At 67.0% G+C, this 26,003-nt stretch carries 22 protein-coding genes; 14 read left to right on the top strand and 8 right to left on the bottom strand.

Annotation, left to right across the window (positions count from 1 at the left end; genetic code table 11):
* Positions 1–2: 2 nt before the first annotated feature.
* Genes nuoG through IHV25_RS05440 form a run of 7 tightly spaced genes read right to left on the bottom strand, consistent with a single transcriptional unit; the run spans position 3 to position 6,763 of the window.
* On the bottom strand, positions 3–2,099 hold the full coding sequence (gene nuoG, locus IHV25_RS05410; protein WP_192534088.1) for an NADH-quinone oxidoreductase subunit NuoG: 2,097 nt from the start codon (positions 2,097–2,099) through the stop codon (positions 3–5).
* Between the two features lie 11 nt (positions 2,100–2,110).
* Positions 2,111–3,406 carry an NADH-quinone oxidoreductase subunit NuoF gene (nuoF, locus tag IHV25_RS05415; RefSeq protein WP_192534089.1) on the bottom strand — a complete coding sequence of 432 codons (1,296 nt, stop codon included), beginning with the start codon at positions 3,404–3,406 and terminating at the stop codon, positions 2,111–2,113.
* On the bottom strand, positions 3,406–4,008 hold the full coding sequence (locus IHV25_RS05420) for an NADH-quinone oxidoreductase subunit NuoE family protein (protein ID WP_192534090.1): 603 nt from the start codon (positions 4,006–4,008) through the stop codon (positions 3,406–3,408). The genes nuoF and IHV25_RS05420 overlap by 1 nt, the downstream gene beginning before the upstream one ends.
* Positions 4,005–5,183, bottom strand: coding sequence for an NADH-quinone oxidoreductase subunit D (locus IHV25_RS05425; RefSeq protein ID WP_192534091.1), 1,179 nt, complete (start codon positions 5,181–5,183; stop codon positions 4,005–4,007). Before IHV25_RS05425 ends, IHV25_RS05420 begins: the two co-directional genes overlap by 4 nt.
* 3 nt (positions 5,184–5,186) lie before the next feature.
* Positions 5,187–5,852 (bottom strand): NADH-quinone oxidoreductase subunit C, encoded by a 666-nt coding sequence (locus IHV25_RS05430; protein WP_192534092.1) that lies wholly within the window; start codon positions 5,850–5,852, stop codon positions 5,187–5,189.
* A gap of 21 nt (positions 5,853–5,873) precedes the next feature.
* Positions 5,874–6,428, bottom strand: coding sequence for a NuoB/complex I 20 kDa subunit family protein (locus IHV25_RS05435; protein ID WP_192534093.1), 555 nt, complete (start codon positions 6,426–6,428; stop codon positions 5,874–5,876).
* Positions 6,398–6,763: an NADH-quinone oxidoreductase subunit A gene (locus IHV25_RS05440; protein WP_192534094.1), complete on the bottom strand. Its 366-nt coding sequence runs from the start codon at positions 6,761–6,763 to the stop codon at positions 6,398–6,400. The genes IHV25_RS05435 and IHV25_RS05440 overlap by 31 nt, the downstream gene beginning before the upstream one ends.
* Before the next feature lie 463 nt (positions 6,764–7,226).
* Between IHV25_RS05440 and bchE the strand changes: the two genes are divergently transcribed.
* From bchE to IHV25_RS05495, 11 genes are all read left to right on the top strand, one after another.
* Positions 7,227–8,900: a magnesium-protoporphyrin IX monomethyl ester anaerobic oxidative cyclase gene (gene bchE / locus IHV25_RS05445; protein ID WP_192534095.1), complete on the top strand. Its 1,674-nt coding sequence runs from the start codon at positions 7,227–7,229 to the stop codon at positions 8,898–8,900.
* Between the two features lie 917 nt (positions 8,901–9,817).
* Positions 9,818–10,552 carry a DUF2497 domain-containing protein gene (locus IHV25_RS05450; RefSeq protein WP_242018824.1) on the top strand — a complete coding sequence of 245 codons (735 nt, stop codon included), beginning with the start codon at positions 9,818–9,820 and terminating at the stop codon, positions 10,550–10,552.
* 101 nt (positions 10,553–10,653) lie between these two features.
* Positions 10,654–13,308 (top strand): valine--tRNA ligase, encoded by a 2,655-nt coding sequence (locus tag IHV25_RS05455; protein ID WP_192534096.1) that lies wholly within the window; start codon positions 10,654–10,656, stop codon positions 13,306–13,308.
* A 165-nt stretch (positions 13,309–13,473) separates the two neighbouring features.
* Entirely contained in the window at positions 13,474–14,274 is an 801-nt protein-coding gene (gene aroD, locus IHV25_RS05460; protein ID WP_192534097.1) for a type I 3-dehydroquinate dehydratase, read from the top strand.
* A gap of 95 nt (positions 14,275–14,369) precedes the next feature.
* Positions 14,370–14,870, top strand: a complete 501-nt coding sequence (locus IHV25_RS05465; RefSeq protein WP_192534098.1) for a type III secretion system chaperone family protein — start codon at positions 14,370–14,372, stop codon at positions 14,868–14,870.
* Between the two features lie 3 nt (positions 14,871–14,873).
* Positions 14,874–15,686: a pyrroline-5-carboxylate reductase gene (proC, locus tag IHV25_RS05470; RefSeq protein WP_192534099.1), complete on the top strand. Its 813-nt coding sequence runs from the start codon at positions 14,874–14,876 to the stop codon at positions 15,684–15,686.
* A gap of 179 nt (positions 15,687–15,865) precedes the next feature.
* Positions 15,866–16,546, top strand: a complete 681-nt coding sequence (locus IHV25_RS05475) for a hypothetical protein (protein ID WP_192534100.1) — start codon at positions 15,866–15,868, stop codon at positions 16,544–16,546.
* Positions 16,543–17,241: a flagellar motor protein MotB gene (locus tag IHV25_RS05480; protein ID WP_192534101.1), complete on the top strand. Its 699-nt coding sequence runs from the start codon at positions 16,543–16,545 to the stop codon at positions 17,239–17,241. The genes IHV25_RS05475 and IHV25_RS05480 overlap by 4 nt, the downstream gene beginning before the upstream one ends.
* Positions 17,238–20,951, top strand: coding sequence for a tetratricopeptide repeat protein (locus IHV25_RS05485; protein WP_192534102.1), 3,714 nt, complete (start codon positions 17,238–17,240; stop codon positions 20,949–20,951). Before IHV25_RS05480 ends, IHV25_RS05485 begins: the two co-directional genes overlap by 4 nt.
* 173 nt (positions 20,952–21,124) lie before the next feature.
* Positions 21,125–21,331 carry a tautomerase family protein gene (locus IHV25_RS05490; RefSeq protein ID WP_192534103.1) on the top strand — a complete coding sequence of 69 codons (207 nt, stop codon included), beginning with the start codon at positions 21,125–21,127 and terminating at the stop codon, positions 21,329–21,331.
* 505 nt (positions 21,332–21,836) lie between these two features.
* Positions 21,837–22,451 carry a hypothetical protein gene (locus tag IHV25_RS05495; RefSeq protein WP_192534104.1) on the top strand — a complete coding sequence of 205 codons (615 nt, stop codon included), beginning with the start codon at positions 21,837–21,839 and terminating at the stop codon, positions 22,449–22,451.
* Positions 22,452–22,724: 273 nt separating this feature from the next.
* Here the strand turns inward: IHV25_RS05495 and ubiE are convergent, their stop codons facing one another.
* The gene (ubiE, locus tag IHV25_RS05500; protein ID WP_192534105.1) at positions 22,725–23,504 is read right to left on the bottom strand and encodes a bifunctional demethylmenaquinone methyltransferase/2-methoxy-6-polyprenyl-1,4-benzoquinol methylase UbiE; all 780 of its coding nucleotides are present in this window, start codon (positions 23,502–23,504) and stop codon (positions 22,725–22,727) included.
* Between the two features lie 163 nt (positions 23,505–23,667).
* Between ubiE and IHV25_RS05505 the strand changes: the two genes are divergently transcribed.
* From IHV25_RS05505 to IHV25_RS05515, 3 genes are all read left to right on the top strand, one after another.
* Complete coding sequence (locus IHV25_RS05505; RefSeq protein WP_192534106.1) at positions 23,668–24,033, top strand: hypothetical protein; 366 nt, start codon at positions 23,668–23,670, stop codon at positions 24,031–24,033.
* 119 nt (positions 24,034–24,152) lie between these two features.
* The gene (locus tag IHV25_RS05510; protein ID WP_192534107.1) at positions 24,153–24,929 is read left to right on the top strand and encodes an enoyl-CoA hydratase; all 777 of its coding nucleotides are present in this window, start codon (positions 24,153–24,155) and stop codon (positions 24,927–24,929) included.
* A gap of 236 nt (positions 24,930–25,165) precedes the next feature.
* The gene (locus tag IHV25_RS05515; protein ID WP_192534108.1) at positions 25,166–25,942 is read left to right on the top strand and encodes a hypothetical protein; all 777 of its coding nucleotides are present in this window, start codon (positions 25,166–25,168) and stop codon (positions 25,940–25,942) included.
* Positions 25,943–26,003: the final 61 nt, after the last annotated feature.

Consider the following 26,003-nt stretch of genomic DNA (forward strand, 5'->3'; position numbering starts at 1 on the left):
CCTCAGCCATCGGTTCCCGTCCGCTCGTCTTCGGTTCCAGAAAGCGCCTCCACACACGCGGCCATCGTCCGGGACGCGCGCGAGATCGGGCAGGTCATGTAGTAGTTCGGCACCGCCGGCGTGAAGGGCTCGGCCGACACCGCACCCTCCGTTCCGAACGGAGCGCCCCAGGGGGCGGGAGTGAGTGTCCACAAGGTGCCCAGAAGCGGGTTGATCGCCGCCATGCGGGCGCGCACGTCCTCCACCGAGGAGAACGGCAGCGCATGCCCGAGGGCGCGGGCCACACGGGCCACGGCCACCCAGTCCTCGACGGCGGCGCCCGGCGCACTGACCGCGCGCAAGGTCCGCTGGACCCGGCCTTCCATGCTCACCCAGGTCGCGGTCTTCTCGGTCCAGGCCGAGCCCGGCAGCACGATGTCCGCAACCGCGGCGCCCGCGTCCCCGTGGGAGCCGATGTAGACCACCAGCGCATCCCGGGTGGACCGGTTTGCAAGGGCAGAGGTGTCGAACTCGTCCGCGCCCAGAAGGATCAGCACATCCAGGGATCCGGACCCCAGGGCCTGAACCATGGCACCCGCATCCAGGCCATCCTTGCCCGGCACGAAGCCCAGATCCAGACCGCCGACCCGGCCGGCCGCCGTGTGCAGAACGCTGAAGCCGTTCCAGCCCTCCCGGACGACGCCCAGGGCGTCCGCCAGGTCCCGGGCCGCGTTCAGGACAGCCGCGCCGTCCTCGCGGCGCAGGGCGCCCTGCCCGACGATGATCACCGGGTGCTTCGCCGAGCGCAGAACCTCGGCAAACGGGTGGGTGCCCGCGCGCAGGGCCGCAAGGGCCTCGCCCGGGGTGTTGCCCAACTCGGTGACCGGGTAGGTCAGGTCCGTGGGGACGCCAATCCGGGCCACGGCCGCCTGGCCGTTTCGGACGCGACGGAAGATCCGGGCGTTCAGCACCGGGGCCTCCTTGCGCGGGTCGGAGCCGATCAGCAAGATCGCATCCGCCTGGTCCAGCCCCTCGATGGTGGCGTTGAACAGGTAGCCCGCACGCACCGAGGCATCCAGACGCGCACCGTCCTGGCGGCAGTCCATGTTCGGGGAGCCCAGGGCCGCGCACAGATCCTTCGCCGCGGTCAGGGTTTCCAGATCCGTCTGGTCTCCGGCGATGACGCCGACCTTCGGCGCATCCCCCAGGGCCTCGACCCGCTCGCGCAGGATCTCGAGGGCCTTTTCCCAGCTGACGGAGCGCAGGGCCGCGCCCCGGGTCACACGGGCCCAGGGAGTGTCCAGGCGGCGCTCCAGCAGGCCGTCGATGAAGTGACGGGACCGGTCGCCGATCCACTCCTCGTTCACCGCGTCGTTCAGGCGCGGCAGGATCCGCAGCACCTCGTTCGAGCGGCTGTCAATGCGCACCGAGGAGCCCATGGCGTCCATGATGTCGATGCTGTCGGTCTTGGTCAGTTCCCAGGACCGGGCGCGGAACGCGAAGGGCCGGTTGGTGAGGGAGCCCACGGGGCACACGTCCACCAGGTTTCCGGCCAGCTCGGTCTGAAGGACGCCCTCCTCCCACGGCATGATCTCGCAGCTCGAGCCGCGGCCGATCATCCCGAGGGCGGGAACGCCCGCAATCTCGTCGCAGAAGCGCACACAGCGGGTGCAGTGGATGCACCGGGTGAAGCGCGTGTTGATCAGCGGACCCAGATCCTTGTCGGCGAAGGCGTGCTTGTCCTCGCGGAAGCGGGACGCGGCCTCACCGTACAGGACGGTCTCGTCCTGAAGATCGCACTCGCCGCCCTGGTCGCAGATGGGGCAGTCCAGCGGGTGGTTCACCAGCATGAACTCGATGGTCCCCTTGCGGGCCGCCCGGGCCATCTCGGAGTTCGTGAAGACCTCCATGCCCTCGCAGACCGGCAGCGCGCAGGAGGCTGCGGGCTTGGGCGGTCCGGGTTTGACCTCCACGAGGCACATGCGGCAGTTGCCCGCAATGGACAGGCGCTCGTGATAGCAGAAGCGGGGAATTTCAATCCCCGCAAGCTCGGCCGCCTGGAGAACGGTGGCGCCCTCCGGGGCCTCAACGGGAATGCCGTCAATCGTCAGTTTTGGCATGACTCCCTCCCCTACTGCGCCGCCGCGGAGGACGACGGGGCATCCTTCCGGGCTGCAATGCGCCGCTCAAGTTCCGGGCGGAAGTGACGGATCAGACCCTGCACGGGCCACGCCGCCGCGTCCGCCAGAGCACAAATTGTCCGGCCTTCCATGCGCCTTGTCACATCCTCCAGAACATCGATCTCGCCCGGCTCCGCATCACCGGTCACCATGCGCGCCATCATTTTTGAAATCCACGGGGTGCCCTCGCGGCACGGCGTACACTGGCCGCAGCTCTCGTGGGCGAAGAACCGGGACAGCCGGGCAATGGCCGCCACCAGATCGGTGGAGCGGTCCATCACGATGACCGCGCCCGACCCCAGACCCGAGCGCAGCTCGCGCAGGCCGTCGTAGTCCATGCGGGCATCCGCACACAGGGCCGCCGGCAGAAGCGGGACCGAGGCACCGCCCGGGATCACCGCAAGCAGGTTGTCCCAGCCGCCGCGGACGCCGCCCGCGTGCTTCTCGATCAGCTCGCGAAGGGGGATTCCCATCTCCTCCTCGACGTTGCAGGGCTGGTTCACGTGACCCGAGATACAGAAAATCTTGGTGCCGTGGTTGTTCTCCCGGCCCAGGGACGTGTACCAGGACGCCCCGCGACGCAAGATCGTGGGGGCGTTGGCGATGGTCTCCACGTTGTTGACCGTGGAGGGGCAGCCGTACAGGCCCGCACCCGCCGGGAACGGCGGCTTCAGGCGCGGCTGGCCCTTCTTGCCCTCGAGCGACTGGATCAGGGCGGTTTCCTCGCCGCAGACGTAGGCGCCCGCACCGCGGTGCACGTAGACGTCCATCTTCCAGCCGGTGCCACAGGCGTTGTCACCCAGAAGGCCGGCCTCGTAGGCCTCGTCAATCGCGGTCTGGAGGTGGATGGCCTCCTGCACGAACTCGCCGCGGATGTAGATGTAGGCCACATGGGCGTTGATGGCGTACCCGGCCACCAGGCAGCCCTCGATCAGCTTGTGCGGATCGAAGCGCATGATGTCCCGGTCCTTGCAGGTGCCGGGCTCGCCCTCGTCCGCGTTGATCAGAAGGTAGTGCGGACGCTCGCCCACGGTCTTGGGCATGAACGACCACTTCAGGCCCGCCGAGAAGCCCGCACCGCCGCGCCCGCGAAGGCCGGAGGCTTTCATCTCCTCGATGATCCACTCGCGGCCCTTGTCCAGCAGGGCTTTCGTGTTGTCCCAGTCCCCGCGCGCCCGCGCCCCGGCCAGATGCCAGTCCTCGAACCCGTAGAGGTTGGTGAAAACCCGATCCTTGTCCTGAAGCATCAGGAGGCCCTCCCCGCAAGAGCGGTTGCGCCGGCCGCGTTGGCGGAGCCGACCCGGCCGGTCTGGGAGCCCAGGACCACCTTCTCGCCCGCCCGGAGCTTGCGAATGAGGGCCACCGTGTTGTCGTAGGTGAGATCCTCGAAGTAGTGGTCACCGACGCGCACGGCGGGAGCGTTCACGCACGCCCCCAGGCACTCGCATTCCTGCACGGAAAACTTGCCGTCGTCGCTCTTGCCGCCCGGGTCGAGCCCCAGCTCGTCACGAAGGGCGCGCAGCACCTCGTCCGAGCCCCGCAGCCAGCACGAGATGTTGGTGCAGACCTCGAAGTGGTGCTCGCCCACGGGGGCGTGGCGGAACATGGTGTAAAATGTGGCCACCTCCAGAATGCGGATGGGGGCGAGACCGGTCAGGCCGGCCACCGCCTCCATGGCGGAGCGGTCCACGTAGCCCTGCTGGCGCTGGGCCAGGTCCAGAAGCGGAAGCGCCGCCGAGTGCTCCCGGCCCTTGGGGTAGCGCGCGAGAATGCTCCGGGCCTCGGCCTGGTTCTCGGGCGTGAACGCAAACGGCGCAGTCCCGGCCGCCGCGGTGTTCGTCTCAATCATCGGTCAACCTCTCCAAACACCACATCGATCGTCCCGATATTGGCCACGATGTCGGCCAGCATGTGGCCCCTGCTGATCAGGTCCAGCCCCTGAAGGTGGACAAAGCCCGGCGAGCGGATGTGACAGCGATAGGGCTTGTTCGTTCCGTCCGACACCAGGTAGACGGCGAACTCGCCGGTCGCGGCCTCCACTGCCGTGTAGGTCTCGCCAGCCGGCACCCGGAAACCCTCCGAGTGCAGCTTGAAATGGTGGATCAGGGACTCCATCGAGGACTTCATGTCCTTGCGCCGGGGCGGCGTCACCTTGAAGTCCTGGGTCCGGACCGGGCCTTCGGGCATGTTTTCAATGCACTGGCGCATGATCTTGATGGATTCCCTCTGCTCCGCCATGCGGACCAGATACCGGTCGTAGCAGTCGCCGTGGCTGCCCGTCGGAACCTCGAAGTCCATCTCGTCGTAGGCGTCATAGGGCTGGGACTTGCGCAGATCCCAGGGAACCCCGGTGGCCCGCAGCACGGGACCGGTGAAGCCCCAGTCCAGAGCCTCCTCGCGGGTGCACCTGCCGATATCCACCATGCGCTGCTTGAAGATGCGGTTCTCGTCCACAAGGGTCTCGAAGTCGTCGAGGTACTTGGGGAAGCTGTCGCAGAACGCCAGGATGTCCTCGAACAGGTCGGGGGTGGCGTCGCGGGCCACACCGCCCGGGCGGAACCAGGCCGCGTGCATGCGCGCACCCGAGACCCGCTCGGTGAAGCCCAGCAGGTGCTCGCGGGGCTCGTAGCCGTAGAGCATGGGCGTGAGCGCCCCCACGTCCATCGCCGTGGCGGTGGTGTTCATGATGTGGGAGACGATCCGGGTGATCTCGTTCAGCAGCGTGCGCAGATACTTCGCCCGCGGAGGCACCTCGATGCCCAGCAGCTTTTCCACCGCAAGGACAAAGGCGTGCTCCTGGTTCAGGGGGCACGCGTAGTCCAGACGGTCAAAGTACGGGATCGCCTGAAGATAGGTCTTCGTCTCGATCAGCTTTTCGGTGCCGCGGTGCAGAAGCCCGATGTGGGGATCGACGCGCTCGATGATTTCGCCCGAAAGCTCCATCACCAGACGCAGAACGCCGTGGGCCGCCGGGTGCTGGGGACCGAAGTTCAGCTCGTAGGATTTGATCTCGACCTGCGCCATGTCCTAGGCCCCCTTCCCTTCGGTCGCTTTCTCGTCACCGGGCAGCTGCGCAGCGCAGCCGCGGGCCCGGGCCACCTGGTCGTCCATGCTCTCCCAGGGGCTTGCGAAATCGAAGTCGCGGAAGTCCTGGACCAGACGCACGGGCTGGTAGACGACCCGGCCCAGCTCCTCGTCGTAGCGGATTTCCTTGAAGCCCGACAGGGGGAAGTCCTTTCTCTGGGGGTGCCCCTCGAACCCGTAGTCGGTGAGGATGCGCCGCAGGTCCGGGTGATCCGAGAAGATCACGCCGTACATGTCAAAGGTCTCGCGCTCGAACCAGTTGGCCGAGGGGAACACGGACACGACCGACGGCACGGGCGTGTCCTCGGACGCGTGGACCTTGACCCGGATGCGCAGGTTGTAGCGCATGGAAAGGAGGTTGTAGACGACCTCGAAACGCTCCTCGCGCTCGGGGTAGTCAACGCCGCAGACATCCACAAGCTGCTCGAAGAGGCAGGCCGCGTCCTCCTTGAGGAAGGACAGAACCTGCGGGACCGTCGAGCGCACCGCAAGAACCACAAGCTCGTCCTTCTCGAAGGACACGCGGATGACCTCATCCTCGAGCTCGCTCTCCAGACGCGCGGCGATATCCCTGAGACTATCGAGTCGCTCGGTAACAGTTCCAGTCATGACATCGGGTACTTTCGTTCCTTAGCGGTACAGCGTTCCTGTCCGGCGAATCTTTTTCTGAAGCTGCAGAATGCCGTAAATGAGAGCCTCCGGGGTCGGCGGACATCCGGGGACGTACACGTCCACGGGAACCACCCGGTCACAGCCGCGCACCACCGAATACGAGTAGTGATAGTAGCCGCCACCGTTGGCACAGCTCCCCATCGAGATGACCCACTTCGGCTCGGGCATCTGGTCATAGACCCTGCGCAGGGCAGGAGCCATCTTGTTCGTGAGCGTGCCGGCGACGATCATCACGTCGGCGGAGCGGGGACTCGGAAAGAAGACGATGCCGAACCGGTCCAGGTCGTACCGGGACACAGCCGAGTGCATCATCTCCATGGCGCAGCAGGCCAGACCGAAGGTCAGGGGCCACATGGACCCCGAGCGGGCCCAGTTGACCACCTTGTCCACATTGGCCAGCACAAATCCCTTGTCACGCAGGGCGCCGGACGCCGCCTGGAGGGCGATCTCGTCGGCCGGACCCGGTCCGTGGGCCGGGGGGTTCATTCCCATTCCAGGGCTCCCTTCTTCCATTCGTAGACATACCCGACGGTCAGGATGGCGAGGAACACCATCATCGACCAGAACGCCGCCGCTCCCAGCCCCTTCAGACCGACGGCCCAGGGGAACAGGAAGGCGATTTCCAGATCAAAGATGATAAAAAGGATAGCCACCAGATAGAACCGGACCTGAAACCGGGAACGGGCGTCGTCGAACGGCGGAAACCCGCACTCGTAGGGAGCTTTCTTTTCGGGATTCGGCGACTGGGGCACAATGATATAGGAGGACGCCAGCATTGCACCCGCCACAAAAAATGCGATCACGGCAAAAACGAGGATCGGCAGATACTCAACGATGACAGCGCTCATGAGCGGCTTATTCCCTTCTCGCTGTACTCGGCACTTGTCAGGCTCGCACTGCCGGGTTTCCGGATGTTCGGGCACCGGCGGCGTGGGAGGAAGATGATTAGCCTTGGGGTCACTCAAAAGTCAAGCGCCCGAAACCAGCTTTTTTCGCCCCTCCGTTCGGAAGTTTCCCCCCCAATCCCATTTGGGTTTCTTTTTGTCCCGGCGCACAGTTCCGACGGAAATTTTCTTCCTGGACACAAAAATAACACTTTCGTTCAGTCGGGTTTAGGGCACACACCTCCGGATGTAGCCCTGAAGGGCGACAAAGGGAGCCTTTTTGCCGGTTTGTCCCCCGAACCCGGCCATTCCCGCCAACAGCGCTTGACACGACGTCCAGAGTGCGCCCAAATTCCGCGCGAACCGCACTTTGTTTCCCAACCCGCCGGGGCGGCGGGCCCTACCATAAAACGCAAGGGGTTCCTTCATGCGTATTCTGATGCTCCACCCCAACTATCACTCCGGCGGCGCCGAGGTCGCGGGAAAATGGTCTCCGGCCTGGGTTGCCTACCTTGCCGGCTACCTGAAGGCGGGGGGCTACTCCAACCTGCGCTTCGTCGACGCCATGACCGACGACCTGGACGAGGACGATCTCCGTCGCGTCTTCCGTGAGGAGAAGCCGGACATCATCGGCACCACTGCCGTGACGCCGGCCATTTATAAAGCGCAGCGGATGCTGCAGATTGCCCGCGAGGAATGCCCGAACGCCGTTATCATTCTGGGCGGCATTCACGCGACCTTCATGTTCCAGCAGATCCTGACCGAGGCCCCCTGGATCGACGCCATCGTGCGCGGCGAGGGTGAGGCGGTCACGCTCAACATCGTCAAGGCTGTGGATGAGGGCCGCTGGCCGAAGGAGCGCGACTCCATCCGTGGCATTGCCTACGTCGACGGCGACAAGATCGTGGCCACTCCGGCGGAGCCGTCGATCCGCGACGTGGACTCCATCGTGGCCGACTGGTCGGTTCTCGACTGGAAAAAGTACATCTACATTCCCTGGGGCGTCCCTGTGGCGACTCCCAACATGGCCCGTGGCTGCCCCTTCACGTGCTCGTTCTGCTCCCAGTGGAAGTTCTGGCGCGACTACCGCGTCCGCGACCCGAAGAAGGTCGTCGACGAGATCGAGGTGCTGGTCAAGGAACACGGTGTCGGCTTCTTCATCCTTGCGGACGAGGAACCCACCATCAACAAGCAGAAGTTCATCGAGTTCTGTCAGGAGCTGATCGACCGCAAGCTTGATGTCCTGTGGGGCATCAACACCCGCGTGACCGACATCCTGCGCGACGAGGAGCTGCTGCCGTTCTACCGCAAGGCCGGCCTGATCCACATCTCGCTCGGCACCGAGGCGGCCGCCCAGCTGAAGCTGGACCTGTTCAACAAGGAGACCACCGTCGCCGAGAACAAGAAGGCCATCGACCTTCTGCGCGCGAACGGCATTGTCACCGAGGCCCAGTTCATCGTCGGTCTCGACAACGAGACCCCGGAGACCCTCGAGGAGACCTACCAGCTCTGCCGCGAGTGGAACCCGGACATGGCCAACTGGTCCATGTTCACGCCCTGGCCGTTCTCGGATCTCTTCCAGGAAATGGGTGACAAGGTCGAGGTCTTCGACTTCGAGAAGTACAACTTCGTCACCCCCATCATGAAGCCCGCCGCCATGGACCGTGCGACGCTTCTTGACCTGACCATGAAGAACTACCGCCGCTTCTATATGAACAAGATGCTGTTCGGCTACATCTGGGAAAAGGAACCGACCCGCCGGAAGTACCTGATCGGCTGCCTGAAGGCGTTCCTGATCTCGGCCTTCCAGCGCAAGTTCTATGACCTTGGCAAGTTCGGCTACTGGGGCCCGCACACGAAGAAGAAGACGAAGTTCAACTTCGACGAAAGCCGGACCCGCGCCCTGTCCAGCGAGGACGGCTGGAAGAGCGCGCCCCAGCACAAGAAGGCAGCGTTCCAGAACGCGGCGGCGGCCATGAAGGCCTGCGGCGGCACGGACGAGCAGATGCCCGAGGCCGGTGCGGAGCCGCAGAAGATCATGGCCTGCGGTGGCGGCAAGGAGCAGCTTCCCGAGAACGCGACCGCGGCGCCCAAGGCGTAAGGCGTGACCCGGGGGCCGCTGGCGGCTCCCACGCTTTCGGGACACGAGTACAGGAGGGGGAGCCCACAGCTCCCCCTTTTTTGTGCCCTGCGGGCGTGCGGCGTTTATGCCCGCGGGAGCCGGTTTCATGCGCTGCCGGCGTGCTGGGTTATGTGCCCACCGGGCATGCGGGGGGATCCGGGAGCGATAGGCCGCGTGGTTCGCCGCCACGGGCGCGCGCCTCCCGCCCCGTGGGACAGGGAGGGCCGCGAGAGCGTGGGCGTGCCAGGGTGAGCCGGGGGAACGGATGGCCCGGGACCAAAAGCGGCAGGAACCACCGGTGACCGCGCAGCGCGGCACCCCGGGAGCCGCGGATTGGCACACCGGCCGGAGGAACCGGCCCGCCCGGGCCACCGCCAGCACGCCATCCGGTGGAACCGCCGCCCCATCAACCGCACAGGCTCAGGGCACGCAGACCCCACCACCGGACACACCGGATGACACACCGGATGACAGACCCGGCACAGCCGATGGTCCACGCCGGCGTGCTCCCGACCCCCGCGGAAAGCCCGTGGGCGCACTGGCCGGAGGGCGGTACCGGGGCGAATCTCCCCCCACCCCGCACTCCCGGGACGTGCCCCCGTCGCCGCGGCGCGAACGGACCGGGTGGAAATCACCGTCAACCGCAGAGGAACATGGCAGAAAAACCCTGTCCCCAGGGGTATTTCGGCAAAGATCGCCCGAAAGACACTTCATTTTGTTGCACCGCGCCCAGATATTGTGAAAAATAGTATAGTTGCAACCGGCAGGCGGCAGACTGTGCATCTCTCTCGCCCGCCACGGAAGGAAACGCCCGGACGACCCGGCGCGCGACCGGAGGAGATAGTAATGGGTGCCTGCACATCGTCCGCGGCGCTCCAGGGGCAGTGGAACCGGCAATGAGCGAAGAACACACTCAAACAGCAGAGCCGTCGCTGGAAGACATCCTGACGTCCATCCGGAAGATCCTGTCCGAGAGCGAGGACGAGGCCCATCCGGAACGCCCGGAGAACGCAGCGGACACGCGCCGTGCCCCCGAGCCCGAACCCGTGAGGGAGGGCCCGCCGGTCTTCGACCTGGAGCCGGCGCCTGCGGCCCCCCAGACCCGGTTTGACGTGGCCGACCTGCCGGCCGCGCCCCCTGTTGCCGAGCCTCCGGAACCGGCGCCCTTCCCCGTTCAGGAGCTTGCCCCCGTCGTGGAGCCCGAGCCCCGGCCCGATGCCCTGTCGGGGCCGGAACCGTTCCCCGAACCCGTGCCCCTGCACCAACCGATCCCCGAGGCGCAGCCCGAGACCCAGTTCGGCCTGCCCGCGGATGACGATGTTTTTGAACTGACGGAAGAGATGGCTGTGACCCAATCCCATGCACACCCCGAGGGGACCGGACCTGACGAGCGCCTGATCTCCAGTGACACGGAGGCCCTGGCGGGCGGGATGATCGCGGACCTGGCCTCCCAGATCGCCCGGGAACGGCACCTGACGCTGGGGGACGGATCCCTGACCCTCGAGGCCCTGGTGCGCGATATCCTCAGGGAGCTTCTCAGGGACTGGCTCGACCAGAACCTGCCCGCCATGACCGAGCGTCTGGTCAAGAAGGAAATCGAGCGGCTCGTGGAACGCGCGGAAAACTCTTGATTCCCTGCCCCACTCTTCTAGAGTAACGCCCTTTTGGAGCGTCTTCGGGCCGGACCCGGAGGCGCGGGATATTTGTTGTCTTGCGAGGGGCGCGACCTGTCATGCTGGAAAAGAACTACAACGCCGCCGATGTGGAGGAGCGGCTCTACCGCCGCTGGGAAAGCACCAACGCGTTTGCCTGCAATCCCGGATCCGACGCGCGGCCGTACACCATCATGATGCCGCCCCCGAACGTGACCGGCTCCCTGCACATGGGGCACGCGCTCACGTTCACCCTCCAGGACATTCTCATCCGCTACTACCGCATGAACGGCCGCGACACCCTCTGGCAGCCGGGCACGGACCACGCGGGCATCGCAACCCAGATGGTGGTCGAGCGCCAGCTGGGCGAGAGCGGCATCTCCCGCCATGACCTGGGCCGGGACAGCTTCATCGACCGGGTCTGGGAGTGGAAGGCCGAGTCCGGAGGCACCATCACCCGCCAGCTCCGCTCCCTGGGCTGCTCGCCCGACTGGGGCCGCGAGCGCTTCACCATGGACGAGGGCCTCTCGGACGCGGTGCGCAAGGTGTTCGTGAAGCTCCACCGCGACGGCCTGATGTACCGCGACAAGCGCCTGGTCAACTGGGATCCGATCCTGCACACCGCCATCTCGGACCTGGAGGTGGAGAACCGCGAGACCGTCGGGAAGATGTGGCACCTGCGCTACCCCGTCCTCGGCGAGGAGGGACGCTTCCTGGTGGTCGCCACCACCCGCCCGGAAACCATGCTCGGTGACATGGCCGTCGCCGTGAACCCCGAGGACGAGCGCTACCGCGACCTGATCGGAAAGCAGGTGATGCTGCCCCTGGCCGGGCGCCCCATCCCCATCATCGCCGACGAGTACGCCGACCCCGAGAAGGGCTCGGGCGCGGTGAAGATCACTCCGGCCCACGACTTCAACGACTTCGAGGTGGGCAAGCGCCACAACCTCGAGCTTCTCAACATCCTGGATGCGGATGCCCGGCTGAACGACGCCGTCCCCGAGGCCTACCGCGGGCTCGACCGCTTCGTGGCCCGCGAGCGGATCCTCCAGGACTTGGAGGCGCTGGACCTGGTCGAGCGGATCGAGGAAAACCCCATGGTCCAGCCCTACGGCGACCGCTCGGGCGTGATCATCGAGCCCTGGCTCACGGACCAGTGGTTTGTGGACGCGAAAACCCTCTGCGAGGCGCCGGTCCGGGCCGTCGAGGAGGGCCGCACCCGCTTTGTCCCCAAGCAGTGGGAAAAGACCTTCTTCGAGTGGATGCGAAACATCCAGCCGTGGTGCGTGTCGCGCCAGATCTGGTGGGGTCACCAGATTCCGGCCTGGTACGGACCGGACGGGCACATCTTCGTGGAGGAAACCGAGGAGGAGGCCATCGCCGCCGCCCGGGCCCACTACGGCAGCGACGTCTCCCTGACCCGGGACACGGACGTGCTCGACACCTGGTTCTCGTCCGCCCTGTGGCCGTTCTCGACCCTCGGCTGGCCCGAGAGCACCCCGGAACTCGCCCGCTACTACCCGGGCGACGTCCTTGTGACGGGCTTTGACATCATCTTCTTCTGGGTCGCCCGCATGATGATGATGGGCCACTACATCATGGGCGACGTGCCGTTCCGCGACGTGTACATCCACGCCCTGGTCCGCGACGAGAAGGGCCAGAAGATGTCCAAGTCCAAGGGGAACGTGATCGACCCCCTGGAGCTGACCGGCACCTACGGCACCGACGCCCTTCGCTTCACCCTGGCGGCCATGGCGGCTCCGGGCCGTGACATCAAGATGAGCGAGAGCCGGGTTGCCGGATACCGGAACTTCGTGACCAAGCTCTGGAACGCGGCGCGCTTCTGCCAGATGAACGAGTGCGTGCCGGTCGCGGGCTTCGATCCCGACAGCGTGCGCCTGACCTTCAGCCGCTGGATCGTGGCCAAGACACGCCAGTGCGCCACCCAGGTGGGCGAGGCCTTCCACGCCTACCGGTTCAATGACGCGGCCCAGATTGCCTACTCGTTTGTCTGGAACACGTTCTGCGACTGGTACCTGGAGATGGCCAAGCCCCTGCTCCAGAACGCGGACGGGATCGACCCGGCCGACCGCAGCGAAACCCGTGCGGTGACCGCGTGGGCTCTGGACCAGATCCTCCACATCCTGCACCCCATGGTCCCCTTCGTGACCGAGGAGCTGTGGAACGAGATCGCACCGCGCGAGCGCCTTCTCATCAGCGAGCCCTGGCCCGCGGGCGGCTCCGGCAGCCAGGCCGATGCCGACGCCGAGGACACCATGGACTGGGTCGTGTCCCTGATCACCTCGGTGCGCTCGATCCGCGCCGAGATGAACGTGCCCCCGGGTGCGCAGATTCCGCTTCTGGTCCGGGATGCAGACGCCCTCACCCGGGAGCGTCTGGCCACCTGGGACATTCTCCTGAAGCGCCTTGGCCGCCTGTCCTCCATCGCGATCACCGAGGCCCCGCCGGCCAGGGGATCCGCCCAGGCGGTTCTGGGTGAGGCCACGCTGGTCCTGCCCCTGGAGGGCGTGATCGACCTGGACCAGGAACGGGCCCGCCTGGAGAAGGAAATCCGCCGGATGACCGACGAGGTCGCCCGCATTGACAAGAAGCTGGGCAACCCGGGATTTGTCGCCAAGGCGCCCGCCGAGGTGATCGAGGAGCAGCGCGAGAAGCGGGCCGACTACGAATCGACCCGCCAGAAACTGGAGGACGCGCTGGCCCGCATCGCCTGATGCGGCGCCCCGGGGCACCCCCGGCACGCGCAAATCCGCACAAAACCGTCTGGAACGCCCGGGGCCCTGCTCCGGGCGTTGCCTTTTTCCCGGTTTGATTCGATTTCGCGCCCCTGACCCCCTATCCTCGAAGGCCGGAAACACCCTCAAACCTGCCGGTACACCATGCCCACCCGTGCTCCCACCGTCCGCCTCCGCTCCGTTGTCCTGGGCGAGGGGCGACCGAAAATCTGCCTCCCGCTGACCGCTCCGACCCTTCCGGGTCTTCTGGACGAGGCCAGGGCCTGCCTGGCCATGAAACCCGACCTCCTGGAGTGGCGCGCGGACCATTTTGAGCATGTCCTTCATGGACTTCGGATCATTTCGGCCCTGATGGAGCTCCGCGCGGTGGTCGGCGACATTCCGCTTGTCTTCACCCTGCGAACCACCCGGGAGGGCGGACAGTTCCCGGCCGATGATCCCGCCTGGGGGCACCTGCTCTACCATGCGGCCATCAGTGACGCGGTGGATGTGATCGATGTGGAGCTGGCCCAGGCGAACCTTTTCCCGGAGGAGACACGCCGGGTTGTCACCTTCCTCGAGGGGGGCTTCACCGCCGAGCCGACGGTGCTGATGGCCAGCCACCACAACTTCCACCGCACCCCGGGGAAAGAGGAGCTTCTGGACCTCTTCCACGCGATGGCGGACCATCCCGCCGGCTTTGCGCTCGCAAAGATTGCGGTCATGCCCAAGACCCCGGCGGACGTGATCACCCTGATGGATGCGTCACGCACCTATGCCGACTCGGCATCGCCGATTCCCCCGGTTTCCATCTCCATGGGCCCCCTGGGGCTGATTTCGCGGGTCGGTGCAGGGCTTTGCGGCTCGGTGCTGACGTTCGGATCGGGCACCCGGGCCTCGGCTCCGGGCCAGATTCCCGCCGATCGCCTGCGCGAGGGGCTTTCCCTGCTTGATCCGGGGGCGTGAGTCCGGTTGCATCACTGTCCCCCGTTCTTCATAGTGCCCGGACCACGGTCCCCGTCGTCCGGACTGTCTCTCCCCCGACACCCTGGAGCTTTCGCATGCCGCTTACGTCGCTGTCCATAGAGCCGTCCTGCTCCAACCCCGTGGACCAGGTCGAGACCTTCCTGAGTGGAAAGGGATGGACCATCGAACGGCGCGATGACCGCAGTGTCTACGCGCAGGTGCCGGGGTACTGGTGTGATTGCGTGCTGGTCTTTTTCTGGTCGGAGAACCTGGACGCCCTCCAGTTCTCCTGCGCCATCGACATCCGGGTGCCGGACAGCCGGCGCGCCGTCCTGTACGAGCTTCTGGCCCTCCTGAACGAGCGCCTGTGGGTCGGCCACTTCAGCCTGTGGAACGAGACCTCCATGCCGCGGTTCCGCCACACCCTGCTGCTGTCCGGATCCCGGGTCTGCGCGGGAGACCTGGACGAGATCGTGGACATCGCGCTGGCCGAGTGCGAGCGCTTCTACCCCGCGTTCCAGTTCGCGCTGTGGGGCGGCAACTGCGCCCGGGACGCGCTGGATTCCGCCTTGCTGGACACCAAAGGGGAGGCCTGAGACATGACCCTGAGCGCAGAGCGCATTCTTCTCCTTGGCTGCGGCCGCATGGGACGGGCCATGCTGGACGGCTGGCTCAACCGCGGGCTGGACCCCTCCACGGTCACCGTTGTCGATCCCATGATCGATGGCAGCACCCTGCCCGACGGCGTGCGGCTTGTGAGCCCCGCGGACTCGGTGGCCCTGGACGTGGACCTCTGCGTTGTGGCGGTCAAGCCGCAGGTCATCGACGACATCCTGCCCGCCTACATGCCGCTCGCCCGGCGCGGGACCGCGTTCTTCTCCATCGTCACGGGCAAGTCCTTCGAGACCCTCGAGACGCTCCTTGGCGGCCCGGCCTCGGTGATCCGGTGCATGCCCAACACGCCGGTCTCGGTTGGAAAGGGCGTGATCGCCCTGCTGGCCAACCCCCGGGTGTCCGAGGCCCTGAAGACCGTCACCGGCTCCCTGATGGAGGCGGTCGGCACCGTGGTCTGGCTGGACGATGAAAGCCAGATGGACGCCGTCACGGCCCTGTCGGGAAGCGGACCGGCCTACGTGTTCAACCTGGTCGAGGCCATGGCCCGGGCGGGTGTGATCCTGGGCCTTCCCGAGGAGCTCTCCATGGTCCTGGCCCGGGAAACTGTCGTGGGAGCCGGCGCCCTGATGGACGCCTCCCCGGACAGTGCCGCCACCTTGCGGGCCAATGTAACCAGTCCCGGAGGCACCACCGCCGCCGCCCTCGAGGTTCTCATGGATACCGGGACCGGCCTTGGCCCCCTCCTGGCCAAAGCCATGAAAGCGGCCGCCGATCGCTCCAACGAACTGGCCTCCTGAGTTTTTTCTGGAAACCGTCCAGGGTTCCCGCTACCTTACCCTGCGAGGTTGCGCGCACGGGACATCCTCACCCGAGTGGTGTTCCCCACGATTTCCATTCCGCCGCCGGATCGCTCCGCGGGCTCAGGCCTGCGTGAGCGGCTCTCCCGTCGGCCCAGCACCTTCGGGCACGGTCGTTCATGGAGGACAAGAGGGCGAACACGCACGGCGCAGGGGGATTTGACAGCGGCTCGTCGCTGTACCTGTCCCTTTACATCATCCTTCTGACCTTTTTCATTGCCCTTGTCGGCGTGTCCACCCTGAACCTGGACCGCACGCGCCAGGCGGTCGGCAGCGTTCTCGGGGCGTTTTCGGCCTCGTCCATTTTTCCCGGCTCCGCCGTCGAGGACATCTCCCAGTCAGGCCAGGTGCTGGCGGTGGCCCGGCAGGTCTTTGCGGACCTGGGGGCCCTGTTCCAGTCCGAGATCCCGGCCGCCCGGGTGGAGGAGCCCACCCCCGGTCGGGTGCTCGAGGTCACCTTGCCCGCCTCCGAGTTTTTCCAGAAGAACGATGACACGCCGCGCGCCTTGCGCACCCGCCTGTTTGACGGGCTCATTGCCGCCCTGGCCTACGGCGAGGACGCGGGCATTCCCCGGCGCATGACCATGACCGTGCTGACCGGCGACGCCAGCGACAGCCCCTATGCGGGGGATGCCTCCCTGGAGCACCGCCGGGCCGTGGCCCTGGGCGAGTTGGCCTTCCGGCGCGGCGCCTCGCCCCGGACCGTGGAAATCGGCCTGTCCCCCGGGCCTCTGGGCTACATCGTCTTCACGTTCCGGATCGACTTTGAGAACCCGCTGGAGCGCTCGGCCCCGCCATGACGCTGCTCCCCGACCCCCTCACCTCCGCACCCCGAAACGGTCCGGACCAGCCCCGGCCCCGGCTGGCCGACAGCATCTGGATGATCACCATCACGGATCTGATCTTGCTGCTGTTCGCCTTCTTCGTGCTTCTGTTTGCCATGATGACCACCGAGGTTCCCCTGAGCCCGGAGGCCTCGGCCGTGCCAGCGGCCAGCGACGTCCTGTCCACCCGGGTGGATGCGCCTTTGGGAATCGAGCGGACGCCCGCGCGCCAGGAGCGGAACATCGAGGCGGTCCTGCCCCCGGCAGCGTTCGAGACCGCCTATTTCGGCGCCCTTCTCGAGGACATGCTGAAGGACGCGCCCGGCCTTGACGGGATCGTGATCCGGATCTATCCCGACGTGATCACCCTGAAACTCCCTCCGGGGGTCTGGGACGCACGCCCCGCAAACCCCGGCGATCCGGAGCCCCTGTCCCCGCTTGCCCGCTTCCTGGACCGGCTGGGAAAGAAGGTGGTTGTCAGCGGCTGCCGCGCCCCCGACCCCGAAAGCGCGCTCGCCTGGTCCCGGGGTCTGGACGATGCGGCAAAAACCGCAAACAATTTGAAAAAAGCAGGCTTTCTGGCGCCTGTTGACATACAATCGCAGCTGGCGGCATCCACGTCCGGAGAGGGTGTCTACCTGTATATTCTGGCAGAGGGCGAGGAACCATGAAACGGAAAGAGCCCGTAACGAAGCACCTTGCTTCCGGTCTCGTTATTACAGCTCTGACCTCGGTCGCCGTTGCCTGTCCGGACCGCCCGGTCCTGGCCCAGGAGGTGCGCGCCGGTGCCCACCCCGGGTATGGCCGCCTGGTGTTCGACTGGAAGACCCCCGTGACCTTCAAGGCCGACGTGGTCTCCGGAACCCTGGTGATCCAGTTTGACCGCCCGGTCACCGCCTCCCTGGACGCCCTGCCCTCGCGCCTGAAGGACTACATCGGCCCGGCCAAAATCAGTCCGGACCGCCAGACCGTGACCTTTCCCCTCAAGGGGGAGTTCCGGGCCACCACCCGCGAGATCGCCCGTGCCGCGGTCATTGACCTGTCGCCCGCCTCCGGCTCACCGGCAGCGGCGGACAGCGCACCGGCGGCGGCCCAGACCACCAACCCCCGGCTGATCCCGGTGCGGACCGGAGCCCACAAGGACTTCTTCCGCGTTGTCCTGGACTGGCCCCGCACCGTGCCCTACACCGTGGAGACGCGGGACGGCGCCCTTGTTGCCCGGTTCGAGAGCCCGGGGCGGGTCGACCTCACCCAGCTGAACGCCCGTCTGCCCGAGGGCCTGAAAGGCGTGAGCGCCCGCCAGGGAGACGGGGCGCTGACCCTGACCTTCCCGCTGCCCGCGGGGAACCCGGTGCGCCACTTCCGCTCCGGGAACTCGGTCGCCCTGGACCTGATGGCCCCGGGCTCGGCCCCCGCCGAAAACACCCCGAACACCGAAAACGCATCCAACGCGTCGGAGGCCGCCGCAGGGGGCCCGAGCGGACCCGCGTCCCCGGCCACGGCCACGGCAAACGCATCCGGGAGCGCTCCGGCCACACCGGCACCGCAGACCGGAGCCCCGGGGACGGCACCGGCGGACGCCACCCCGGCCGTGACCGGCCCCGATCCCGTCACGGGACGTCCGCCCGCCGTCATTCCCCCGGCCCCGGCCCCCGCAGCCGCTGCCGGAGCCAAGGCGCCCGCCGCCACCGCCACCGGACCGGCAAACGCCACGGACGCCACGGCGGCCACGGCCCCCGCCACTCCCGAAGCGATCGCACCCGCCCCGGCACCCGGTGCCACTCCGGGAGCGCCCTCACCCGTGGGCGCGACGGCCCAGCCCCCGGCACCGCGCATGGCGACCACAGGCGGCATCCTCCAGGCTCCCGCGCCGGGCTCCGGACCGGACGTTGAGCCCCCCATGCCCGAGGCCGCCCCCTCGACCCCGGTCACCGAGGCCGTCGCCGCCGGCGCCGTGCCCCACGACCAGTTCGGCCCGTCCACCTGGGCGTTCCACTGGGACGAGCCCTCGTCCGCCGCCGCCTTCCGCCGGGACAGCTACGTCTGGGTGGTCTTTGACAAGGCCTCCAGCGTCGATGTCGAAGCGTTCAAGGGCGCCTTTGGCGATGCGGTGGAGTTCGTCCAGCAGGTCAAGCTGCGCTCGGATGTCACGGCCCTGCGCATGATCCTGGAAGACGGGATCAACCCCAGCTTCCGGCGCGACGGCCTGACCTGGATCCTGGAGCTGACAGCCCAGCCCCTGGCCCCGGTCTCGCCGCTGGACGTGATCGCCCAGGAAGGCCAGACCCCGGATACCGCACGCCTGTACATCCCGGTTCCCGGGGGTGGCTCCGTCTTCGAGATCTTCGACCCGGAGGACGGCACCCCCTTCCACGTAGTCTGCATCTCGCCCGTGGGCAACGGCATCGGCCGCACCGAGCGCTATACGGACCTGACCCTGGATCGCACGGCCCAGGGCATTGTGGTCTCCCCGATCCGTGAAAAGCTGACGGTCGCCTCCACCCGGGAGGGCATCGTCATCACCGCCGACGAGGGCCTTGTGCTGTCGGAGACCACCACAGCCGGAGCCCAGGCCCTGCCCGGAACCGTCATGGGCCGGGACTACCGCAAGGTCTACGACTTCCCGCGCTGGTTCGGCGAGAAACGCGACGAGCCCTTCCCCTCCCGCCAGAACACGTTCCTGAGCGCGCTGGTGCAGGATCTTTTGAGCTCCCCCGCCGAACGCTCGAAGGCGAACATGGACATGGCGCACTTCTACCTGGCGAACGGTCTCGGAGCCGAGGCCCTGGGCGCGACCCACCTCCTGGACTCCGCCGTCACCCGCGGCTTTGTGGACGGCGCGGAGGCCGCCGCCCTGAAGGGCGCGGCCCTGTTCCTCATGGGGCGGGACGACGAGGCCATCAAGTCCCTCTCGGACCCGGAGCTGGACGTGGACGACGACGTCCGGTTCTGGCGCTCGGCCGCCATTGCACGGCGCAACCAGGACGACGCGACAAAAGAGGTCAAGCAGTTCCTGGCGGAAAACAGCGCGCTCATCCGGGACTATCCGCCGGGTGTCCGCACGCCCCTGGCCCTGGTGGCGGCCACCGCCGCCATCGATATCGAGGACAGCCGGGGTGCGAGCATCCTGCTGGACCTGGCCACTGCGCCCAAGGACAACACCACCTTTGACACCGCCCACCTGACCTACCTCGAGGGCCGCCAGCAGGAGCTTCTTGCGGACTACGAGACCGCGCGGGACACCTACCGCAGCGTGGAGCGGATGCCCTCCGAGAAGTGGTACCTCCAGGCGCTGCGCTCCCGCCTGACCCTGGAGTACGACCTGGGCCTGATCCCGGTGGAGGATCTGATCCGCGGGCTCGAGCACATCCGCTACTCCTGGCGCGGCGACGAGCTGGAGCTCGGGGTGCTGGGGCAGCTCAAGGATCTCTACCTCCAGAACGGCGACCCGGGCGGGGCGCTCCGGGTCATGAGGGTTGCGACCGAGTACTTCCCGAACAGTCCCAAAGCCGCGGAATACCGCGACGAGATGAAAACCGTCTTCGAGGATCTGTACCTGAACGGCGGCGCCAACGCCCTCGCGCCCGCCACGGCCATCGCGCTTTACGACGAGTTCCGCATCCTGACCCCCATGGACGAGCGCGGGGACCAGATGATCAGCAACCTCGCCGACATGCTCGCCCGCGTCGATCTTCTGGACCAGGCCGCCCTGCTGCTGGACCACCAGCTCAACACCCGCCTCACCACCCCGGGGGAGGAGCGCGCAAAGATCGGCGCCCGCCTTGCCCTGCTGCGCCTGCTGGGGGCCCAGTCCGAGTTCGAGCCGGAGCGCCGCGCCCGACTGGCCCGCCAGGCGCTCGCCACCATCGAGAGCTCCGCCTATCCCGCCATGCCCCTGGCCCTGCACGAGCAGCGCAACCGCATTGCCGCGCGCGCCCTCGCGGACCTGGGCCAGCCGGACCGGGCCATCGCCCTGCTGGAGGGCGACAACTCCCGCGAGGCCATCACCCTTCGGACCCAGATCAACTGGAAGGCCCGCAACTGGAAAGAGGTGGCCCGCAACATCGCGCGCCTGGTTCCGGTGCCCGCCCGGGGGGAGACCCTGTCCGACGACGCAGCCCTTGATGTGCTGGACTGGGCCACGGCCCTCTATCTGGCCGGAGACGAACCCCAACTGGGCCTGCTGCGCAAACGCTACCGCCCGGCGCTGGAGAACACGCCGGTCTTCGAGGCGTTCGACCTGATCACCAGCCCAGGAGACTACGGACGCACCAACGTGGTCACCCTGAACCAGAAGGTCCAGCAGGCGGACCGCTTCGGCTCGTACCTGTCCACATACCGCGAGAAGCTCGTGAAAGAGGGGCTGTCGTCCCTGAACTAGGCGGACGGGGCGGCTGGCGCCCACGTCCATACCGGAGCCCTTGCGCCCGTCCTCGAGACGCCGGGTGCCGTGGCGCGCAAGGACGCCGCGCCACACCGGTCGACGGCCGGGGCGCACAGGGCCGACGCTGAACCGCTCCGCCGTTTCACGACAACACCTGGAGGTCTTGCCCCATGCCCTACGTCAACATCAAGGTCACCGGAGGCCGGGAGGCCCCCACCGCGGAGCAAAAGGCCGAGCTCATCCGGGGCGTGACCGAGCTTCTGGGCCGGGTTCTGAACAAGAACCCCGCCACGACCGTTGTGGTGATCGACGAGGTCGACATGGACAACTGGGGTATCGGCGGGCGAAGCGTTACGGAGATCCGCAAGGGCTCCTGAACCGGGGGCCCCGCCGCCAGCCCGGTCAAACCGATCCCCGTCCCCGCCGACAGGAATCCGTCATTTTTTGATCCTGGCCCCCTTCCGCCGTTGCACCAATGGCCCGAAGCGTCCAGTATCATATTACCCCAATACCGTTCCCCAATACCGTTCCCCATCGCCGCGCCCCTTTCCGCGTACCTTTTCCCCTGTATCACCGGGACATGTCCTGACCGCTGCGCAGACAGCGGGCCTGCCCCCCCCGACGCTCCGGCACTCGGGTCGCGCGGTTATCCGTCTTCAGCGGACAGCGCGGACGTGCTGCCCATGTGTCCCGTTCCGGGCGTTCCCGCAGGTGGCTCCCTTGAGGCGGGGCCCGACACGCTCCCCGCATTGCGCCCGGGCCTCAAGGAGATCGCGTTTTTCCACGGAACCCGATCCGGCCCTGACGTGCGCTTTCAGATCCTTTTTCCGTTTCAGTCGCCTGTTCCGGACCACCGGACTCCCCGCAAAAGGAAGGAAACCCATGAGAGCTGTCTTGATCCTGATGAGTGCGACCGCGCTCCTGCTGTGCGGCTGCGCCACCATAATGACCGGCATGGTGACTCCAAGCCTCGAAGGTGCCCCCCTGGTTCTGGCCTACTCCGGACCCGAGGTGATCCGGGACCAGGCCCGGGTTGCCACGCTCGTGGTCCCAGCCTCCTATGGGGTGAGCGTTGACGGTGTGCCCGTCAGGGACCGGGATGGAGCATTCAATCCCAAACTCCGTGTAGCGCCGGGATCCAACACCTCGGTCTACCTTGTGGACGTCCTGCCCGGCGAGCATACCCTGACCGTGACGTACAATGCCCTCCAGCCCGGGGACAGCAATCCGGAACTCAAGTCCGGTGCACGCATGGGAAGCGCAACCGTCACGGCCTCCTACAGCGGACCCAGCCCCTTTTCCTGGATCCGGACGTCGGATACGGCGCACACACTCAACCCCGGGGACGTCTATACGGTCGCACTGAAGCTCATGACCATTACAGGGGAGATGGATCTGTACTCCATGGGCGAGAGCGGTCGAAACCGGATCACTGCCAGCCGAAAGGCCGCACATTTTCCGGATGCCTCCCAGCCTGCAGACCCGTCGCCCCGCTAGCGCCGCCGCACCAGCCCTGCACAGGGCCGGGACCGCGCGCACAGGCCGGCCCAAAAGAAAAAGCGCGGACCGAAATCCGCGCTTTCCGATATGTCGCCACCCACGGCGGGCAGCCCACGCCGGGGCGCCCTTGTGACACCGTCCGGGGCGTCCCCGGGCCGTCACCCTTTGGATCGAAACGCCCGCGGGACCGTGTCCCGCAAACATCGGCAGCCCCATCGGGAGCCCGTTCCATATGCGTGCCCGGGACAACGCCCGGGCACAAGGCTGGACCTAGAGACGCCAGCCCACGTGCATGGCCGCAATGCCGCCGGTGAGGTTCCGGTACTGGACCTGACGGAAACCCGCCTCCTCCATTTTCCGGGCCAGCTCATCCTGGGGCGGGAAGCGGCGGATGCTCTCCACAAGGTAGCGGTAGGCATCCTCGTCCCCGGCCACGAAGCGGCCCATCAGGGGCAGCGCCTTGAAGGAGTACAGGTCATAGAGGCGGTCAAACACGGGGATGACCACCTTCGAGAACTCCAGGATCATCATCTTTCCGCCGGGGCGCAGCACCCTGCGGGCGTCCGCGATCGCGTCCTCGATGCGGGTCACGTTGCGAAGCCCGAAGGCAATGGTGTACGCGTCCACCGAGCGGTCCGGCAGGGGCAGCGCCTGGGCATCGCCCACGACCCAGGACAGGCCGTCGGACAGGGCGTGGTCCATGGCCCGGTCACGCCCGACCCTCAGCATTTCCTCGTTGATGTCGCACACGGTGACCGTCGCCGGGGGCTGGCCGCCGGTGGGCTGGCGGGCCGCCGAGCGCAGGATCCGGAACGCAATGTCCCCGGTGCCACCGGCCACGTCCAGGTACTGGCGCCCGGGTCGCGGGTCCAGCCAGCTGACGAAGGCGTCTTTCCAGATCCGGTGGACACCGCCGCTCATCAGGTCGTTCATCACGTCGTAGCGCGAGGCTACGGAATCGAAAATCTCGCGCACGCGCGCGGCTTTCTCCGACGCCCTCACGGACTGGAAGCCGAAATGGGTCATCTCGTCGTTCGAATTCTGTGTCATGGCGGTATCTTTTTTGCTTTCATTCAGGACCGGAGCACGATTTTTCGGCCAAACGGGCCGGAAGATCAAGACCCAGGTGGCCGGGGAGCGAATTTCTCTCCCTGCGGGCCCCGGATTACGGTATGGTCACTTGTTTTGAAATCCTTTTCATCAGGGGCAGACCATGTTGAAAGCCCGGTCTTTCGCGGCTCTCGCTGTTTTCGGATGGATCGTGTGCTTCGGAATCCCCGCGTTCGGCGCGGATTTCGTCACTGGCATGGACGATGTGCCCCTTATGGGAGGGCTTGAACCGCTTCCGGGAAAGGGGCTCTCCTTCGCCACCGCCCGTGGCAGGCTGGTGGAGTCCTATGCCCGCACCGGCCGCAACGCGGGCGAGGTTCTGGACTTCTACCGCCAGACCCTGCCCCAGCTTGGCTGGTCGCCGAGCGGAAATCAGGCTTTTGTACGCGACTCGGAGCAGCTGGAGATCCATTTTACCGCAGGCCCCCGGGGACTGATTGTCCGGTTTTCCCTGTCGCCCCGCAACTGAGCCCCCTCCCCTTTCCTTTCCTGTCCGGCACGCGGCCCGCACATCTGCCCCGCCCCGGGCTGTCTTTCGACCGTCCCCCCTGTCTCTCTTCCTGTCTATCCCACCCGGAGACCCTTCACATGGCCTTTGAGAACATTCTTGTCGAAACCTCTGGCCCCGTCGGCATCATCACCCTGAACCGCCCGGCGGCCTTGAACGCCCTGTCCAGCACCCTCATCGCCGAGCTCAACCAGGCTCTGGACGAGATGGAGGCCAGCGAAACGGTGCGCGTCATTGTCCTCACCGGCAATGAGAAGGCCTTTGCCGCCGGAGCCGACATCAAGGAAATGGCCGCAAAGACCTTTGTCTCGGCCTACGGCGAGGACTTCATCACCCGGGGCTGGGAGCGCATTTCCACCCTGCGCAAGCCCATCATCGCGGCAGTGGCCGGGTTCGCCCTTGGCGGCGGCTGCGAGATCGCCATGATGTGTGACTTCATCATTGCCGCCGACAACGCCCGCTTCGGCCAGCCGGAGATCAATCTGGGGGTTCTGCCGGGCATCGGCGGTTCCCAGCGTCTGGCCCGGTTTGTGGGCAAGTCCAAGGCCATGGACATGTGCCTCACGGGCCGCATGATGGACGCTCAGGAGGCCGTCCAGTGCGGTCTGGTGTCCCGGGTCGTGCCGCTGGACAACCTGCGCGAGGAGGTTCTGAAAATCGCCAACTCCATCGCCGCAAAGAGCCGGATCACCACCATGATGGTCAAGGAGGCGGTCAACGTGGCCTTCGAGACCACCCTGGCCGAGGGCGTGCGCTTCGAGCGCCGGCTGTTCCACGCAGCCTTCGCCACCGCGGACCAGAAGGAGGGCATGAACGCGTTCATCGAGAAGCGCCAGCCCAGCTTCTCGGACCGGTAGGCCCAGCGGATCCCGGCACCGGGCGGGTGGGCGCGCGCACTGCCCGGCGCCCGCCGGCAGCCCGGCGCCGCGCCGGCCAGGGTTCCACCTCGTGGCCCCGGCCCGAAAACCCGCCCCTCCGCCCCCGGCGACCCACGCCCCGAACCGATCGCGGCCAGCCGGGCCCACCCGGGCTCGCGCCCGGTCGCTTCCCCGGGGACCATGCCCCTGTTGTTCTCCTGCAAAGGAGCCGGACCGTGAAAGCCGTACCGAGCCGCTTTCCTTCGTTTTTCGCCGCTGCCCTGTCCCGGGTCGGCCTGTCCCACGAGGAGGCGTCCGCCCTTCTCGAGACCCCGGTCCCGGAGATCAAAGCCTGGGCCGAGGGGACGGCCTGGCCCCCCGCGCCGGTCTGGGCGCGGCTGCGCTCCCGGGAGAGGACCGTTGCCAGCCTGTCCGGGAACCTGCTGGCCAGTTGGGCCGCCACCCGGGATGACCTGAACTCCCGGGACATCGTACCCCGGGCCCTGCGCCTGTCGCCCCGGGGCAAGTCGGACGCGGAGATGATCACCATCGCCGCCTTCCTTCTGGCGGTCAGTCCGGATATCGAGATCGGCGACGACCCGGACAACGGCAGCCGCGGCCTGATCCAGGTGGACGTCGCCGGCGCGAGGAACGGCGGCCCCGCGGCATCCCCCGGTTCGACAGACGCCCCGGGCCTGCCGTCGGAGCCGCCCTCCCGGCCCACCCTTGTGGTCCGCTACACCTGCACCCCCGGCACCCTTGAGGATACCCTTGATGCGGAGGAGGCCATCCTGGACATGGTGTTCGAACGCGGGATGGGATTCTTCGAGGCGGGAGAAACCGACACCGCCGAGAGCGCCCGCACCCTGCGCTTCTATACCCACACCGTCGCGGACCTGGAGGCGCTGGCCCAGTTCATGGAGGTCATGCTCCGCAAGACGCGCCACGTGAAGGGCGCCGTTCTGGAGCTGCACAGGACGCCCCCGGACGCCCCGGAGACGGTGGAGCTCTAAGCGGGCGCAGCGCGGAGGGAAGCGGCCCGGTGCCCGGGAGACGGTGGAGCTCTAAGCGACG

Source organism: Phaeovibrio sulfidiphilus (assembly GCF_014861485.1).
Taxonomy (GTDB): Bacteria; Pseudomonadota; Alphaproteobacteria; order Rhodospirillales; family Rhodospirillaceae; genus Phaeovibrio; species Phaeovibrio sulfidiphilus.